Annotated in this window: 18 protein-coding genes; 11 read left to right on the plus strand and 7 right to left on the minus strand. The window is 58.2% G+C overall.

Features of this window, described 5'->3' with window-relative positions; all coding sequences use genetic code 11:
- Nucleotides 1-60: 60 nt before the first annotated feature.
- A complete protein-coding gene (locus DIT71_RS18035) occupies nucleotides 61-231 on the minus strand; it encodes a hypothetical protein (RefSeq protein WP_167507467.1) in 171 nt (56 codons plus the stop codon).
- Between the two features lie 114 nt (nucleotides 232-345).
- Entirely contained in the window at nucleotides 346-1,341 is a 996-nt protein-coding gene (locus DIT71_RS14435; RefSeq protein WP_114613920.1) for a GlxA family transcriptional regulator, read from the minus strand.
- Nucleotides 1,342-1,577: 236 nt separating this feature from the next.
- On the opposite strand from DIT71_RS14435, the gene DIT71_RS14440 reads away from it, so the two are divergent.
- The 5 genes from DIT71_RS14440 to DIT71_RS14460 all read left to right on the plus strand — a co-directional run bounded on the left by DIT71_RS14440 (nucleotide 1,578) and on the right by DIT71_RS14460 (nucleotide 6,742).
- A complete protein-coding gene (locus tag DIT71_RS14440) occupies nucleotides 1,578-3,380 on the plus strand; it encodes an acyl-CoA dehydrogenase (RefSeq protein WP_114613921.1) in 1,803 nt (600 codons plus the stop codon).
- Nucleotides 3,381-3,496: 116 nt separating this feature from the next.
- The gene (locus DIT71_RS14445) at nucleotides 3,497-3,757 is read left to right on the plus strand and encodes a hypothetical protein (protein WP_114613922.1); all 261 of its coding nucleotides are present in this window, start codon (nucleotides 3,497-3,499) and stop codon (nucleotides 3,755-3,757) included.
- Nucleotides 3,758-3,897: 140 nt separating this feature from the next.
- Entirely contained in the window at nucleotides 3,898-4,203 is a 306-nt protein-coding gene (locus DIT71_RS14450) for a hypothetical protein (RefSeq protein ID WP_114613923.1), read from the plus strand.
- A gap of 467 nt (nucleotides 4,204-4,670) precedes the next feature.
- Entirely contained in the window at nucleotides 4,671-6,311 is a 1,641-nt protein-coding gene (locus DIT71_RS14455) for a methyl-accepting chemotaxis protein (RefSeq protein WP_114614086.1), read from the plus strand.
- A gap of 65 nt (nucleotides 6,312-6,376) precedes the next feature.
- Nucleotides 6,377-6,742 carry a DUF4870 family protein gene (locus tag DIT71_RS14460; RefSeq protein ID WP_114613924.1) on the plus strand — a complete coding sequence of 122 codons (366 nt, stop codon included), beginning with the start codon at nucleotides 6,377-6,379 and terminating at the stop codon, nucleotides 6,740-6,742.
- Nucleotides 6,743-6,758: 16 nt separating this feature from the next.
- Here the strand turns inward: DIT71_RS14460 and DIT71_RS14465 are convergent, their stop codons facing one another.
- Complete coding sequence (locus DIT71_RS14465) at nucleotides 6,759-8,084, minus strand: MFS transporter (protein ID WP_114613925.1); 1,326 nt, start codon at nucleotides 8,082-8,084, stop codon at nucleotides 6,759-6,761.
- A gap of 139 nt (nucleotides 8,085-8,223) precedes the next feature.
- Between DIT71_RS14465 and DIT71_RS14470 the strand changes: the two genes are divergently transcribed.
- Nucleotides 8,224-9,060, plus strand: a complete 837-nt coding sequence (locus tag DIT71_RS14470; protein WP_114613926.1) for a 23S rRNA (adenine(2030)-N(6))-methyltransferase RlmJ — start codon at nucleotides 8,224-8,226, stop codon at nucleotides 9,058-9,060.
- 18 nt (nucleotides 9,061-9,078) lie between these two features.
- Here the strand turns inward: DIT71_RS14470 and DIT71_RS14475 are convergent, their stop codons facing one another.
- On the minus strand, nucleotides 9,079-10,158 hold the full coding sequence (locus DIT71_RS14475; protein ID WP_114613927.1) for a TRAP transporter substrate-binding protein: 1,080 nt from the start codon (nucleotides 10,156-10,158) through the stop codon (nucleotides 9,079-9,081).
- Nucleotides 10,159-10,298: 140 nt separating this feature from the next.
- A complete protein-coding gene (locus DIT71_RS14480; RefSeq protein ID WP_114613928.1) occupies nucleotides 10,299-10,505 on the minus strand; it encodes a DUF4168 domain-containing protein in 207 nt (68 codons plus the stop codon).
- Between the two features lie 511 nt (nucleotides 10,506-11,016).
- On the opposite strand from DIT71_RS14480, the gene DIT71_RS14490 reads away from it, so the two are divergent.
- The 3 genes from DIT71_RS14490 to DIT71_RS14500 are packed head-to-tail and all read left to right on the plus strand — an operon-like array spanning nucleotide 11,017 to nucleotide 12,744.
- Nucleotides 11,017-11,559: a response regulator gene (locus DIT71_RS14490; protein ID WP_114613929.1), complete on the plus strand. Its 543-nt coding sequence runs from the start codon at nucleotides 11,017-11,019 to the stop codon at nucleotides 11,557-11,559.
- Nucleotides 11,552-12,457, plus strand: coding sequence for a DMT family transporter (locus DIT71_RS14495; RefSeq protein WP_114613930.1), 906 nt, complete (start codon nucleotides 11,552-11,554; stop codon nucleotides 12,455-12,457). The genes DIT71_RS14490 and DIT71_RS14495 overlap by 8 nt, the downstream gene beginning before the upstream one ends.
- The gene (locus DIT71_RS14500) at nucleotides 12,454-12,744 is read left to right on the plus strand and encodes a GIY-YIG nuclease family protein (protein WP_114613931.1); all 291 of its coding nucleotides are present in this window, start codon (nucleotides 12,454-12,456) and stop codon (nucleotides 12,742-12,744) included. The genes DIT71_RS14495 and DIT71_RS14500 overlap by 4 nt, the downstream gene beginning before the upstream one ends.
- Nucleotide 12,745: 1 nt before the next feature.
- Here DIT71_RS14500 and DIT71_RS14505 read toward each other — a convergent pair whose 3' ends face one another.
- Nucleotides 12,746-13,639, minus strand: coding sequence for an alpha/beta hydrolase (locus DIT71_RS14505; RefSeq protein WP_114613932.1), 894 nt, complete (start codon nucleotides 13,637-13,639; stop codon nucleotides 12,746-12,748).
- Nucleotides 13,640-13,762: 123 nt separating this feature from the next.
- On the opposite strand from DIT71_RS14505, the gene DIT71_RS14510 reads away from it, so the two are divergent.
- On the plus strand, nucleotides 13,763-14,800 hold the full coding sequence (locus DIT71_RS14510) for an alpha/beta hydrolase (protein ID WP_114613933.1): 1,038 nt from the start codon (nucleotides 13,763-13,765) through the stop codon (nucleotides 14,798-14,800).
- Nucleotides 14,801-14,844: 44 nt separating this feature from the next.
- A complete protein-coding gene (locus tag DIT71_RS14515) occupies nucleotides 14,845-15,501 on the plus strand; it encodes an OmpA family protein (protein ID WP_114613934.1) in 657 nt (218 codons plus the stop codon).
- Nucleotides 15,502-15,600: 99 nt separating this feature from the next.
- On the opposite strand, the gene DIT71_RS14520 is transcribed toward DIT71_RS14515, so the two are convergent.
- Nucleotides 15,601-15,885, minus strand: a complete 285-nt coding sequence (locus tag DIT71_RS14520; RefSeq protein ID WP_114613935.1) for a hypothetical protein — start codon at nucleotides 15,883-15,885, stop codon at nucleotides 15,601-15,603.
- Between the last annotated feature and the right edge of the window lie 95 nt (nucleotides 15,886-15,980).

Consider the following 15,980-nt stretch of genomic DNA (forward strand, 5'->3'; position numbering starts at 1 on the left):
GCGCCTTTTTCCCTCAGGCGCCGGCGGCAGTCAGTTGCTGCTAGAGGAGCTGGCCGCCGGTTATCGAATGGCCTTCAGGGCTGCGCTGATGGCGTCGGCTTCCGCAGACAATACCTGGTAACGCAGGCTGTCGACCTGTTGGCTGGCCTGTACCTGTAACAGCTGTTTCTGCTTCATATCGTAGAGGCGGTTCAGCAGTGCCGATTGCTGGTCTCTTTGTAGTGCTGTCATGGTATTACCCTCCGCGGGAAATAGCCTGTGTCGATAATTTTTACGTTTGGTGCCGGGTTCTGGCCCTGTCACTAACACGAAGCATAACTCGGGCCAAACCGGTCCGTCGGTTCGCTAGCGCCCAAACCGGGCCCGATAAATGCCAGGCGCCAGGCCGGTGTGTTTCCGGAACAGGCGGCTGAATGAACTTACGTCCTCATAACCCACCATTCGCGTCACTTCCTCTATGGCCGACCGTGAATTTTCCAGGTGCTGCCGGGCAGCCTCGATTCTCAGAATCTGCAGATAACCGGTGGGGGTGTCTCCGGTCGCTGCCTTGAACCGACGGATCAGGGAACGTTCCGTCAACCCCGCCAGTCCGGCAAGCGTTTGCAGGGTAACCGGCTCGGTATAATTTGCATCCAGCCAGTCCTGCAGCTTCAGAATGGCGGCATCGGAATGGTATCGCCGCGCCTGAAGGGCACCATATGGCGCCTGACTGGTCCGCCCGGCATCAATCACGAACGCCTTCGCCAACTCACGCGCTATCTTTGCCCCGGCATATCGCTCTACCAGGTACACCCCCAGGTCCCACCAGGCCATGCCGCCCCCGGCACAGGCAACGTGTCCGTCCACCGTGATCAGCCTGTCTGGCTGCAGGTCCACCGCCGGAAAACGCTGGCGGAACTGATTGCCGAAGCCCCAGTGCGTCGTCGCCTGCCGTCCGTCCAGCAGCCCCGCCTCGGCTAGCAGAAATGCGCCGGTGCAGTTACTGGCCACCCGAACCTGCCCGGACGCTGTCTGGCGAAACCCGCCGAGCCACTGAATCAGCTCAGGATTAGCCGTTAACACCTGCCCGATCGGCGCCCCGATTGTGGGGACAATTACCAGATCCGCCCCGGAATCGCCGGCAGGATAGTCCTGCCAGTCTCCATCCGCAAGCAGTGTTATCCCATTGATGCAGCGGCAGGGCTTGCCGCCGTCGGTCAACAGCCGCGTCGTAAACTCCTGCTCCGGCGGCATGTCATTGATCCGCGCCCAGGTAACTCCTGCCAAGCGGAACAGGTCAATAATCCCGGTAATTGCACTCGCAAGAGCGCCATCAAAACCAATGATAAAAACAGTCCGCATGCCAAATCCGAAGTAGGGTAATTACGGGGATAGGTTGTCCGGGACTGTTGGCAGCAGGGAGGCTGCCGTCAAGCTTACATGGACGTATTTACAGCGTGCCCCGGACAACCTATCCCCGTGATTGGCCGGTCGCCCGGAATGAAAAGTGGCGGAATCAACCATGATTATGTCATTAACGCCGGTTTCAACCAAAACAACCCTGTGAGAGGCTATAGGCCATTAACAGGAGACCACCAATGACAGACACCCTGATAGACCGCCGCGACCTGGCGTTCCAGCTCTATGAAGTACTTGATACCGAACGCCTCAGCGAACGGGAGCGCTTCAGTGAGCACAGCCGCGACACCTTCGATGCTGTCATCGAAACCGCCGACAAAATCGCCCGCGACAAATTCGCCACCCATAACAGTGCCGCTGACAAAGACGAACCCAGATTCGTGGACGGCCAGATCGAAATGCTTCCCCAGGTAAAAGAAGCGTTTGATGCCTATGCCGACGCAGGCTTCATTGCCGGCCGGTACGACTATGACCTCGGCGGCATGCAACTGCCGGAGTCCGTCATGGCTGCCTGTAACGGCTTCTTTACAGCAGCCAATCCGGGCACCGCCGGCTACCCGTTTCTCACCACCGCCGCTGCCAACCTGATCCGCGTATTCGGCAGCGACCAGCAGCAAAACACCTTCCTGCCCCACATGCTCAGCGGCCGCTTCAGCGGCACCATGGCGCTGACCGAGCCTCACGCCGGCTCCTCCCTGGCAGACATCCGCACCTCCGCGTCACCGACGGATGAGGGCCACTACCTGATCAAGGGTGCCAAGATCTATATCTCCGGCGGCGAGCAGTCCATTACCGAAAATATCGTTCATATGGTGCTGGCCAAGATCAAGGGCGCGCCGGCCGGAGTGAAAGGCATCTCGCTGTTTATCGTGCCGAAATTCACGGTTGATGACCAAGGCAACCCGACAGAGCGTAACGGCGTAAGCCTGGCAGGGCTGATTCACAAGCTGGGTTATCGCGGTACCACCTCTACTGCCCTGAGCTTTGGTGATGATGCTCCCTGTCACGGCTACCTGGTTGGTGAGCCTCACCAGGGCCTGAAGTACATGTTCCAGATGATGAACGAAGCCCGTATTGGTGTCGGTTTTGGCGCCGCCGTGATTGGCTACCGTGGCTACATGCACAGTCTCGAATACGCCAGGGACCGCCTACAGGGCCGCAAGCCCTCGGAAAAGAACCCGGAGGCGCCTCAGGTGCCCATCATCGAACACGCTGACGTGCGGCGTATGCTGTTAGCCCAGAAAGCTTATAGCGAAGGCGGCGTGGCCCTGTGCCTGTACGGTGCGCGACTGATGGACGACCAGCACACCCACCCGGATGAACAGAAACGGATGGAAGCGGGCAAGCTGCTGGACCTGCTGACACCGGTGATCAAGGCCTGGCCGTCCGAGTACGGCCCGAAGGCCAACGACCTGGCAATCCAGGTCTATGGTGGCGCCGGCTATACCCGGGAATATCCGGTGGAACAGTGCTGGCGGGACAACCGTCTCAATCCGATCCACGAAGGCACCAACGGCATCCAGGCGCTGGACCTGCTCGGCCGCAAGATCTGGCAGGACCAGAGCCACGGCCTGCAGTTGCTGATGCAGGAAATGCAGGTGGATCTGGAAGCGGCGACTACCGACCGTTGCCAGCAGTGGGCCCTGTCACTGAGCGAAACCCTGCAGCAGGCCGTCAAGGTCACCCAGAGCCTGGGTAAATCCCTGATGTCGGAAGACCCGGACCGGGTTCTGGCCAATGCCTCCTGTTACCTGCACCTGTTTGGTCACATTATCGTGTCCTGGATGTGGTTGCGCCAGGCTAATGCCGCCGCAAAGGCTCTGGGCTCCGCCAACAGCGACGACGAGCGTGGTTTCTATCAGGGCAAATTGCAGGCTGCCCAGTACTTCTTCCACTGGGAGCTGCCAACGGTCGCCCAGGATCTGGTGCTGCTGAAGAATCAGGACGACACCTGTATGAACATGAAGCCGGAGTGGTTCTGAAACTGGAAGACTGACGGAATCTGGACCAGACTGTAGGCATGCCCCGGCTCTGACGCTGCATCAGGCGCTCCGGGGCATTTTTCTATCCCGTCGGTATCCACAGGGAAGAGCCTGCCATGACATCGGGAAATGCCTTTAACGCCTACCAACCGGTGCGCTGTGAAATTCACTGTCTGCTCAGGGAATACCACAGCACTTCGAGGCTTGCGGAAATCGTCTACCGCGACGAGGCCGGCCAGATACAGACCACCCACGATGCCATCCGCGACCTGTTCAGCAGGGCCGGCCAGGAGTTTGTTTTGCTGGGGCGCGGACACATGGTCCGGCTGGACCACGTGTTAACCCTTGACGGCAAGACGGTGGCTTGTACCGATTGATATCAGCAGGTTGTTGCTTTTTTTAACTTATTGTCGCTACTAACAAAAACGTAATCAGCGGGTAATTGTGCCAGGGTCAGGCAGGACCGTAGACTTGTCGTTGTTGTATTAACACGTCAAACCAAATAAGGGACATGGTTATGAACAAGCTGACATTGAGCGCACTGGCACTGCTGATGACGCTGGGCCTTGCGGCCTGCAGCCAGGACGACAACGAGGGAGCGGATTTCGAGGAAGCCGGCGATAACGTCGAGGATATGGCGGACGACGCCGGTGATGCTGCCGAAGAAACCTACGAAGACGCCACCGGCCAGAATGACAGCGCCTGGGATGAAACCAAGGACGCTGCCGGTGATGCTGCCGAGGAAACCGGCGAAGCAATGGACGAAGCAGGCGAAGAAATGGGAGAAGCTGTTGAGGAGGCAGGTGACTCCATGGAGCAGTAAAGCGTTGAAATGCTGCAGGTAACATAGAAACTGGGGTATTAGTACAGCTGATCCTGCCTTAGAACGGCCACCTTAACGGTGGCCGTTTTGCGTTTATACTGGTTTTCCTCTTCATCTCCGCGGGTAATACCCAAAGTCGCCGAGTTTGGCCGGATACCTGCCTCGCCAAACTGTATGGCCTCCCAGTTCTCTCCCTGAATTTAAAATCAATGCAAAAGGATTCGTGCCACCCGCCGTTAAATGATCCGTGGCATGGTAAGAGGGTGCCTGGTTACCTGACGTTACGCAGACGAATTGGTAACAGGTTGGCAGAGGTTTTATGACGGGATCTGAGCCGAAGCGTGTCATTTTGTGAGTGTCGGTTCAGGTTTACTAAAGTATCAGATATAAATAATCGGTAATTTAATACCATCAAAAACCGGTATTTCTAAAATGTGTTCATTAACAATGATAATAACGAGGTGGCCATGGGTTTGCTCAGTCGACCTGTACTGTTTGCGGGAATGTCGGTTGCGGTTGTTGTTGCCGTCGCAGCCACTTTGGGGGCGCCGTTGATAGGACTGGACGGGTCCTCGGTTCTGGTTGGCCTGATTATTGGTCTGGCGGTTGCCACTGCCTATCTGGTACTGCGGGTACTGGAGCCGGTCGAGCGTTCTATCAAGCAACTGAATGACGGGGACCTTTCGGACGATAGCCCACTGGGTCAGCAGTGTGCGGGCCTTATTGCGGAGGCAAAAGCCGGCCGCGCCCTGATTGAGGCGTTATCGGGCAGTGCGGACAAGAGCGCGATTTCCGCGGCGCAGGTGTCTTTCGCTGCGGATCAGTTAAAGGTTCGTCTGGACCGCCAGGTCAGCGAAACCGTCCAGATGGCAGAATATGCCGGTCAGATCACCGAGAGCGTGCGTGAATCCGCCCAGCAGGCGACGGATGCTGCCACCATGGCCTTGCAGAATAGGCAGGTGAGCACCGAAGGCCGGGAAATGCTGACCTTTGCCATCGACAGTGTACGGGCCGTGCATCAGCAGTCCAGTGAAAACCTGCGGTTGATTCAGGAACTGAACGAGAAGTCCAACAAGATCCAGGGGGTCACGACGACCATCCAGGGTATCGCGGAACAGACCAACCTGCTTGCATTGAACGCGGCCATTGAAGCGGCCCGTGCTGGTGACCAGGGCCGGGGCTTCGCGGTCGTTGCCGATGAGGTCCGGCAGCTGGCCGGTCGAACCGCCCAGGCAACCGGTGAGGTGGCCGAAACGCTTCAGGAAATAAGGTCCGACACCTCCCTGATCGTGTCGCGGATTGAAGATCTTGCCAAAAGCGTGGAGACCGGCCTGGAATCCGTCGAGAGCGTGGGTGAGCGCCTGGATCAGATCCGTGATCAATCCGACCGGGTGCAGCAGCAGGTGGCGCGCATCGCCGAGATTGACCAGAACAACGAGCAGAGTCTGCAACAGGTCTCTGGCGCCATTGAAACCGTTCGCGACCAGATCACCGAGAGTGACTCCAGTGTGGCATCCCTGGCCCAGCAGGCCGCTACCCTGATGGAGCTGGCGGAACAGGCCAACGCCGCATTTGCACTGAACAGCGACGAAAGTTACCACCGGGCCTTCTATAACCAGGCCCGTCAGGGAGCCGACCGGATTGGGGAACTCTTTGAACAGGCCGTTCGCGACGGGCAGCTGTCGGAGAGTGCGCTCTTCGACAAAAAGCGGGAACCCATTCCCGGCACCGATCCTCAGAAATACGCAAGCAGCTATGACCGTTATACGGACCAGCAGCTCCCTACCGTGCAGGAAGCCGTAAAGGCAGCCGATCCGTCCATGGTGTATGCGATTGCCATCGCGCCGGACGGCTATGTGCCTACCCATAACCGGGATTTTGCCCATGCACCCACCGGTGATCCGAGCGTGGATCTGGTGAAAAGCCGCAGCAAGCGGTTGTTCAATGACCGCACCGGCGCCCGTTGTGGCAGTCATACCCAGAGTATGCTGCTGCAGACCTACCGTCGGGATACCGGCGAGATCATGCATGACCTGTCAGTACCGGTCTACGTGAACGGTAAGCACTGGGGTGGTTTCCGCCTGGGTTACAAACCGGACAGCCACTGAATCACCCGGCCGTCAGGCTCGGGTGCTGTGATATACTTCTGGTACGTAGTAAAAGGAGGAATCACTTGTCCGAGCCTGAATACATCCCCGCTGACGAGAACCCGCTGGCCCGCCGCGCGGAGCCAGGCCGCAACCTGGCCGTGCTGGTTTATATACTGCAGGCGCTGTCCTTTTTCGTGGGAGGGATCACCGGCCTTGCCGGCGTTATCATCAACTACGTGAAGCTCGATGATGTCAGGAATACCTGGATAGAACCCCATTTCCGTTGGCAGATCCGTACCTTCTGGATCGGCTTGTTATGGACCGTTATCGGTATCGTGACCGCGCCACTGATCATTGGCTGGTTTTTTCTCCTGGGCATCGCCATCTGGATAATCTATCGCATTGTGAAAGGAGCCCTGGCTCTCAACGACGGTAAAGCCCCTCTTTGACGGGCGAGCACCGGAATCAGCTGTCGGTAACTTCTTTCAGGCGCATGGCGCTGAGCATTCCGGCCAGCCCCATCAGCCCCAGTACCAGAATCACCGCGACTTCCGAGACCAGGGAGATCAACGCCGTCAGGCCACCGGTAGCCAGTAGCAGAATGCCGATGACGGTGTTGCTCACCGCGGTATAGTCGGTTCGCTTGTTGCCCCCGGCCATATCCACAAGATAGGTTTTGCGTCCGAGCCGCACTCCGGCATGGGCGATGCCCAACACGAAAAACGCAATGGGGTAGAACCAGACGCTGCCGATGTCTGTGCCGAGCAAGAGCGCGGTCACTCCGACCACCAGGCATATCCCGCTGGCCATGGCGCCGCTGCGTATCATCACCTTGCGGCTTGATGTGTCCGCCGCCCAGCCCCAGAAGCTGGCACTGAGCGAGCTTGCAAGGCTGCTGGCCAGCAGGAAAACCCCCAGCATCCAGCCAGTATCGGATTCTTTCTGTGCCAGCACCACGAAGTAGGGCGAAGCCAGGGCCGAACCGAGTAGCAGCGCCCGGGTGATCACGAAATTCCGGAACGGGACGTCATCCCGGAGCAGAGAGAGGCTTTTGATCGCCTCTGACATGGCATTTCCGCCGCCGCCGGTTTCACCCTGGTATTCGTCAACGCCGGCAAACAGGAAGCCGGCAATGATCCAGAACGCAGCGGCCAATAGCAGTAGCAGCGCATAGAAGCCGAGCGTCGGATCACCGCGGTCCCAGAACAGCAGCGCGGTCAGAATCACCGTGGCGGTGCCACCGAGGGTGGACGCCAGGCCCGACAGCCGACCGCGGCGGGTTTTCGGAATGCATTTGCCCTGCACGTCCTTCATGGATACCGAGCAGAAGCCGCGGGCCAGTGAAAACACGACGAGTGCCGCTACGATGCCGCCGCCGGCGGCGTACCCCTCGAGAAACCAGACGCTTGCCGCCATGGCCACGACACTGGCAGCCTGTCCGAAGCTCCCCAGGGTCCAGAACCACTTGCGAACCGCCCGCCGGCGAACCCAGGCTGCGATGACCATTTGCGGCACCATTGAACCGGATTCCCGGATGGGAACGAGCCAGGCGACCAGAGCCGGGGCACCCACGGCGCTCATCAGCCAGGCCAGCACGGTTTTCGGACTGATCAGCAGGTCGCCCAGCTTGGTCAGCACGTTACTGGCAAGAATCAGGAAGAAGTTGCGGGGCACTTCCCGGCAGGCCTCCTCCGGGATGTCCTTGCAGACCCGCGCGTCTTCCTCATTGGCAATCAGGCTGTAGAGCTGGTCAATGGTATCTCTCTTGGGCGTGGATTCTTTTGTGGACAAACGGACATCCTCCCGGAAAATGAGCGCAGAAGCATAGCAGTTGATTCTGTCTGGCTTAAGTACCACGTTACGGGGAGGGTGTTATCGTAGACCACCCCGGGGCTTGACAGACCCGAGCCCGGACCACACAGGAGTCCCCATGCTGAGCTATTTGCACGCCTTCCACGCCGGTAACTTCGCCGACATACAGAAACACGCAGCGCTGGCACTGGCGCTGTCGATGATGCATTCGAAGAAGTCCGGCATTGCCTGCTTTGACACCCATGCCGGCAGTGCCCTCTACGACCTGCAAAGCGAGAGAGCCCGGAAAACGGCAGAGGCTGACAGCGGCGTGCAAAGGCTCTGGACGTTTCGCGATCGGCTGGGGGCAGACTGGAAGCCGGTGCTGGAGGTTTTCGGACAGTCCAATGTCGGCCTGGGGGAATTGGCCGTCTACCCGGGGTCACCGGCCTGGTTCCGGCATTTTCTTCGTCCACAGGATGACCTGACCCTGTTTGAGCTCCATCCTTCTGAAAGTCAGCAGTTGGCAGACTGGGCGTCTGTGGGACGGGCCCGTGTTCTCAGGCAGGATGGGCTGGCCGGACTGCTCAGTCGGTTGCCGCCAAAACAGCCACGCCTGCTGTCTTTGATTGATCCATCCTATGAGATCAAGTCTGATTACCGGGACGTCGCCGATACCCTCGTCAAAGCCTGGCAAAAGTGCCGGCATGGGGTCTATCTGGTCTGGTATCCGCTACTGACCAGTGGCCTTCAGGAGCAATTGAAAGACACACTCAGGGCTTCCGCTGTCCGCAAGGTGCTGTGCAGTGAGGTGCACCTGCTCACCCCGCCGGAGCGGGGTATGACGGGCTCGGGGATGTTGGTGGTTAATCCGCCCTGGGGTTTTGACAGCAGGCTCAACGCAATGCTGGAAGCGGTTTCCGGCAGTGACTGCCTTGGCATTACCCCGGCGATGGACTGGCTGATTCCTGAATAGCGTGGCCTGTCAGTCGGGTCAGGCGTCCGGAGCCTCTGGCTCCGCCTCCTTCACCATCTCGATGAGCTGGTCCAGAATCGCTTGTCCCCGTTTGCCTGCAATACGGGCATAGGTTTCACGGACCGGAAGACTCGCTTCGCGGAAGCGCTCACGCTGTTGTTCTGTGAGCTCGATAATTTGAACGTTGCTGTTTTGCCGAATGGTCTCGAGACGGCTGGCATTGAGTTCTGCCTGTACGTTGTAGGCAAGCGGTGCCACTTCGTCCAGCGCATTTTCCAGCCACAGCTTCTGGTCACCGGGAAGGGCGTCAAACCACGCCTTGTTGGAAACCACAGAGGTCACAAACTGGGCTGGCCTTGCGAATGTCATGGTGCTCTGGACTTCGTAAAACCCCATCTCCTCAATGGCAAAAACCGGGTTGGCCTGGCCGTCAATTCGGCGTAACTGGAGATCGCTGTAGACCTGGGAGAAGGGCGCCGGGGTGGGGGTTGCTCCGTAGGCCTTGTAGGCCTCAGCCGCGATCTGTGACGTCATGGTGCGGAACGCGAGCCCCTCGAAATCGGCGGGTGTTTTGAGGGGCCTGTTTGCGGTCCAGACCATCCAGCCTTCGGGGACGAAAGCGAGCAGCTTGAGATCCTGCTCTGCATAGGGCTCGCTGAACTGCTGCACCAGGGCGTCGCTTGCCAGAATGTCCCGGTTTACGGTCTCGTCGTCTGACAGCAGGTAGTGGAGGGTGAACACTCCGGTTTCCGGGATCACGTCCGCCAGATGACCGGGAGAAGCGAAGGCCAGATGAACGGAGCCCTCCCGGGCCAGGTCGGTCAACTGGATGGATGTTCCGATCGAGCCATAGGGGAAAATGTCGATCAGGATATTGCCGTCGGAAATTTCTTCGATACGCTCTTTCAGCTCCAGTGCGTACTGGTGCTGGACACTGCCCTCGATTTCTTCCAGGGCGAACCGCCAGGTGACAGGGTAGCTGGGCTTTTCACTTTCATTGCCGCTGGTTGTGGTTGGGGACGGGCTGTCTGAACAGCCTGCCAATAGCAGAATGACCATTGCAAACAAGGGGGTTCGCCAATGGCAAAGTCTTTGCATTTCCTGTCTCCGGGCATTGTTAACGGGTCCTCGGGTGAAAGGTACCATAATACGCCGGCACAATGGTCGTTCCTGCCCAGCAACGCCATCAAAAAGGCCCCGCAAAAGCGGGGCCGGACGACACGATAGCGGGGCGTCTTTTACATCAGCGCATCAACGCGGTTCCTTACTTGCGGCTCGCTGTTGTAGGCAGTTGCAATTGAGTTGTAGGTCGGAATATCCATCCCGGCATCCTCAATCACGCCTACCATCTCATCATTAGCTTCCATCTGCAGTTCCTGGGCGAGTGCCGGGCCGGCGGCTAGCAGGGACAGTGATGCGGTCAATGATACGAGAAGCTTGTTCATAACTGTCTCCTTGTGCTTTTATTGAATCGCCTGCGATTTCTGCAAACAATCTGTCGAACCTGAATCTGATGTTCACCGGATTCGCACTTACAAATACTATGCGTCAAACCTGTGCCAGCTTTTATTAAGGTTGTTAAGTCTCTTAATATCAATAACCTAAATAAAAACGAAGGTTAGCAGTACGTTATGTCTATTGTGGCAAAATGACACATGTGGCACAGATGTGTGACACTTTGTCGGAGTTGTTTATGAAACGGTCCATGCTGAACGCGCGCTGAACGCGCGGGAAATGCTCCGCTCGCTGCGCCTGACCCTCGTGCTGCGTATTGTCGTTCCCCTGATGGTGTTCAGCGGTGTCGCTATCTACCTGGGGCCGGGCGCCGTCGAGAAAACCTGAACTATCGCCTGAGAGAGGATCTTGAACTGGTGGCCCGCGCGGACAGTGCCGAGCACGACGGACTATGGCAGTTGAGCGTGGATGACGACGGCCCGGCAATAGCGGGAGGCGGCTATGCGCAGTAATCCATCCTCGATCCTGCTGGTGGAGGACGATGCCAGTTTGCGAGCATTGCTGGCTGAAGAGCTTGAGGTGGATGGCTACCGGGTAAGCTGTGCCGGCACCGCTGATGAAGGTAGCAGGCTCGCCCTGGACACCGGCCCTGACCTGATTGTCTCCGATCTCCGGCTTCCGGACGGCGACGGGCTGTCGATACTCCGGCAACTGCAGGCGGAGGGCAGGTCGGTGCCCTTTGTCATTATCACCGCCTTTGGCACGGTTGATCAGGCAGTGGAGGCCCTCAAGGCCGGTGCCGATGATTTTCTCACCAAACCCCTGTCCACTGATCACCTGCGATTAAAGGTCAGGCGTTTGCTGGCCCATGCGGCCATTACCAGCGAACTGGCCCGCTACCAATCACCGAGCGCCGAAGACGCCTCATTGGGCCTGGTGGGTGACGTGGAGGGCAACAAGCGGCGGGCCGCACAGATCCTGGGGGTTAATCGCCGGACCCTTTATCGCTGGCTCGACAGCGAAAAGGATCAGGCCAATGACTAATCAGAAGCAGGCCATGCTCTATGGTCTTGGCACGGTGCTGCTCTGGTCGACGGTCGCCACGGCTTTCAAGCTTTCGTTGCGGGAGCTTGCCCCGATACAGATGCTGGTTATTGCCTGTTCGGCTTCGGTGCTGGTTATGGCACTGGTACTTCTGGTCCAGCGTCGCTGGCACCTGGTTTTCCAGCTGAGTGGGCGCCAGTACCTGCAGTCAATCGGCATGGGCCTGATCAATCCCTGCCTTTACTACTTCCTGCTGTTCGGTGCCTTTGACCGGCTTCCCGCCCAGGAGGCGCAGCCGCTGAACTATACCTGGGCACTGGTGCTGGCGTATCTCTCGGTGCCCTTTCTGGGGCAGCGTCTGAAACGTGCGGATATTATTGCCGGGCTGGTGTGTTACAGCGGTGTCGTCGTCATTGCGACCCGTGGTGACGTCCTCTCCCTCACGTTCTCGGACCCACTCGGGGTGGCCTATGCCATTGGCAGTACCCTGGTGTGGGCGTCCTATTGGATTATTGCTACACGGGACACCCGGGATCCGGTGGTGGGGCTGTTTCTGAATTTCCTGTTTGGTCTGCCGGTGATTGTGGTGATCTGTGCCATGACCTCGGGTTTCGACGTCAGCCCGGGCACCGGGCTGACCGCCGCCATCTATGTGGGGGTGTTCGAGATGGGGGTCGCCTTTGTGCTCTGGTCCTATGCCATGAAAAAGGCGGAAAACACCTCCCGGGTGAGCAACCTGATTTTTATCTCGCCGTTTCTGTCCCTGGTCTTTATTTATTTTATCCTTGGCGAAACAATCCTGCCGTCCACTTACATAGGCCTGGTGCTGATTGTCGCGGGCCTGTGGATCCAGCAACGCAAAGCCCGGGAAAAAATGGTGAGGGCATCGTCGGCATGAGCCAGTGGTTTATCTACATGGTGCGGACAGCCCGAGGGGCTCTGTATACGGGGATCACAACGGATGTTGCGCGCCGATTTACCGAGCATCAGGCAGGCGCACCGAAAGGGGCCCGCAGCCTCCGGGGCAAGGGGCCCCTGGAGTTGGCATTTGCTGCCGAAGCCAGGGACAGGGCTGCTGCTTCGAAGCTGGAGTGGCAACTCAAACAGTGGCCGCGCAAGCGTAAGGAGGCGTTGATTCGCGGGGAGGTAACGCTTCCCGATATCACTGGCCGACTCAATGAGTGATTCAGGGTCTCAGATGCTGGCGAATAAACGCACCTGCGGTGTTCAACGCCCCGGTTGCCCGCGCCAGCTGCCCCGCATGCACCTGGAAAACGTGCCAGAGACTGTTATAGATTTCCAGCCGGGTATCGACGCTGTCCCGGTTGGCGGCATCAGCCAGTCGCCGTGCGTCGTTCAGCAGGATTTCCTGGCTGCCCGCCTGGATCAGCAGCGGCGGCAGGCCGGACAGATCCCCGAAAACGGGAGAAATGTAAGGGTTGGCAACCGGCTCATTGGCGCAGTAAAGCCGCGCCGCCTTGTCTATCCACGGTCTTTGCAGCACCGGTTCGTATTCCGGTGAATAAAGTCGGGTATTGGAGAGGTCGGTCCAGGGAGACATGACCATCAGCGACGAGGGCAGGGGAAACCCCTTGTCCCGCAGGCGCATGGCCAGTGCGATAGCCAGCCCCCCGCCGGCGGAGTCGCCCGCAAGGCTCAGTGACGTTGGCGTATGTCCCTCTTCAAGCAGGGCGAGAAAAACGGTTTCTGCATCATCCAGTGCTGCCGGGTAAGGGTTTTCGGGAGCAAGGCGGTAGTCCGGAACAATCACCATGGCACCGCTGGCTCTGGCCAGATGACCGGTAATCCCCCGGTGGGTCCGTGGGGAGCCAATGATATAGCCGCCGCCGTGAAAATACAGCACGACACCGTCCGGGTTGTCACCGTGGCAAACCCTTGTCATGGCCAGGCCCTCTGCCTCGATGTCTTCAAAGCGGGTGCCACGGGGCGGGACAGAGGTCAGGTAGGCTTTACTGATCAGGCGACGCTGAAGTCTGACCGGGACGGAGGGATGCAGCAGCGGCCGGACCAGTCGGGTCATGGTCTGGCGCAGTCCGCTTTCCAGTACGGCTTGTATCATGGTTCACTCCGGTAACACCGCTTTAACCCCTATAAGGCCATCTGGTGTGCTAATCTTACGGCCAAGCTCCCGGCGGGCACCTTGCCACTTCTGTACCCATTGATAACAGGCGTTTAACTCTACGTGTACTGGAAAACAGATTCCATAGAAATCCCCAACTGGAACAGGGCGTCGCTGCTGGAAAGGCTGGAGCCATTCGATCCGCAACGCCGGGGGGCGCTGGACGAGGACATGGTTGCCTATTGCCGATTCTACGGGCTGGACCTTTGGGTGGAGCACCCGGCTGTTTGCTATCATCAGGGTTATGTCATGGCAGATCGACACCAGGTGATGGTGCACTATTTCCAGTTACCGGAAAATGATCAGCCCCGTGGCACGGTGTTCATCCTGCACGGCTACTTCGACCACGTGGGCCTGTACAGCCAGTTGATTGACCGTTGCCTCGGGGCAGGGTTCAATGTTCTGGCCTATGACCAGCCGGGTCACGGGCTGTCCAGTGGAACGCCGGCAGCAATTGGCAGTTTTCTGGAGTATCAGGCGGTGCTCACAGACGTAATGGCCAACGTCAGAGACAAGGTGGAGGCACCCTGGTACGCCGTGGGGCAGAGTACCGGTGGGGGCATCCTGATTGATTACCTGCTGACCAACCACCATACTCCGGAAACGTCCGACTTCCGCCGCGTTGTGCTGCTTGCGCCCCTGATACGCCCCGCGGGCTGGCTGGGGGCAAAAGTACTGCACAGCATGGTCAAACCGTTTGTGTCTCGGTGGGCCCGGGTGTTCGGTGCCAATAGTGGAAACTCGCGTTTTCTGACCTTCCTGAAAGAACATGATCCGCTCCAGGCGAGGGCCGTCCACGTGGACTGGGTGTCGGCGCTGAGGCGGTGGGTGCCCCATATCGAGTCCGCTCGCCCGGTGGATTTTCCGGTCACAGTGGTGCAGGGTGAGAAAGATCTGACCGTCGACTGGCAGCACAATTTGCGAATCATCCGTAATAAATTTGCCGCCGTTGAGGAACTCAGAATACCGAACGGTCGTCATCATCTGGTAAACGAAGCCCAGGACTTGCAGGCAACGGTGTTCAACGCAATCGTTGATACCTTTAAAAACGACCAGGGCGGGGCTCTGTCAGAGGCCCGTCAGGGAAAAGCAGTGCGGTAACTTGCCGTAGAAAGTCATACCGTGGAAAGACTCTGGAGAATATCGTGAAAAAAACAATTGTTGCTTTTGCTGTCGCCACTATTGGTTTGGGCGGCTGTATGACATATGACCCCTACACAGGGGAAGAGAAAACCTCGAGTGCAACCAAAGGCAGTATTATTGGTGCACTTGGTGGCGCCGCCGTTGGTGCCGCCACCTCCAGCAGCAGTGACCGTGGCAAGGGCGCTTTGATCGGCGCGGCATCCGGCGCAGCCGTGGGCGGTGGTATTGGCTACTACATGGACAGGCAGGAAGCTGAGCTGCGTCGCAAACTTGAAGGCTCCGGGGTTCGCGTGGTGCGTAATGGCGACGAGATTGAACTGGTCATGCCCGGCAATATCACCTTTGACGTGGACCAGTCCACCATCAAGCCCTCGTTCAGCGATACGCTGGAGTCTGTGGCGCTGGTGCTGAAAGAATACGACAAGACCATAGTGCAGATCGAAGGCCACACTGACAGCACCGGCTCCCGGGACTACAACCAGTTACTGAGCGAGCGTCGTGCCAGTTCAGTGCGGGACTTCCTGCTGAACCAGGGTATTGAACCCAAGCGCACCCGTGCCGTTGGCTATGGCCCACGCTATCCGGTGGCTTCCAACGATACTGCCTCCGGCCGCGAACAGAATCGTCGCGTTGAGCTGACACTGGTTCCGATGCAGTAACAAAAAGCCCGGTATCGCGCTGCTCGCGATACCGGGCTTTTCACTGCCTTACAGGCGTTTATCGGGTTACTTTTCACTGCCTTACAGGCGTTTATCGGGTTACTTTTTGCTGCCTGGCAGCCAACCTTCAATCCTTTCCTTAAGATCCTTCAGGTGCTCTTCCCCTGAATCCCGGACTTCAGACATCTTTTTGCGCGCTTCATTGACGTTGTCTTCCAGTTCCTGAATGCGCTGGGAGAAGTCTTTCTGGATTTCGGCTTCCGCCTGCTCATCTTCGGCTTTTGCCTTTTTCTCTTCAGCGTCAGCCTGCAGCTTCTCGATCTGTTTGCTCCAGTATTCGGTCTGGGTTTCCAGTTTCTTCTGCAGTGATTCCTTCAGTGACATAGCATGCTCCTTGAGTCGATGAGTAAAGCATTTTAAAAGCTTACACCTCTATCATGGTTGCACCTGATGACATCTCAAGGTCCGAACGCTAAAAA

Source organism: Marinobacter vulgaris, assembly GCF_003344045.1.
GTDB lineage: Bacteria > Pseudomonadota > Gammaproteobacteria > Pseudomonadales > Oleiphilaceae > Marinobacter > Marinobacter vulgaris.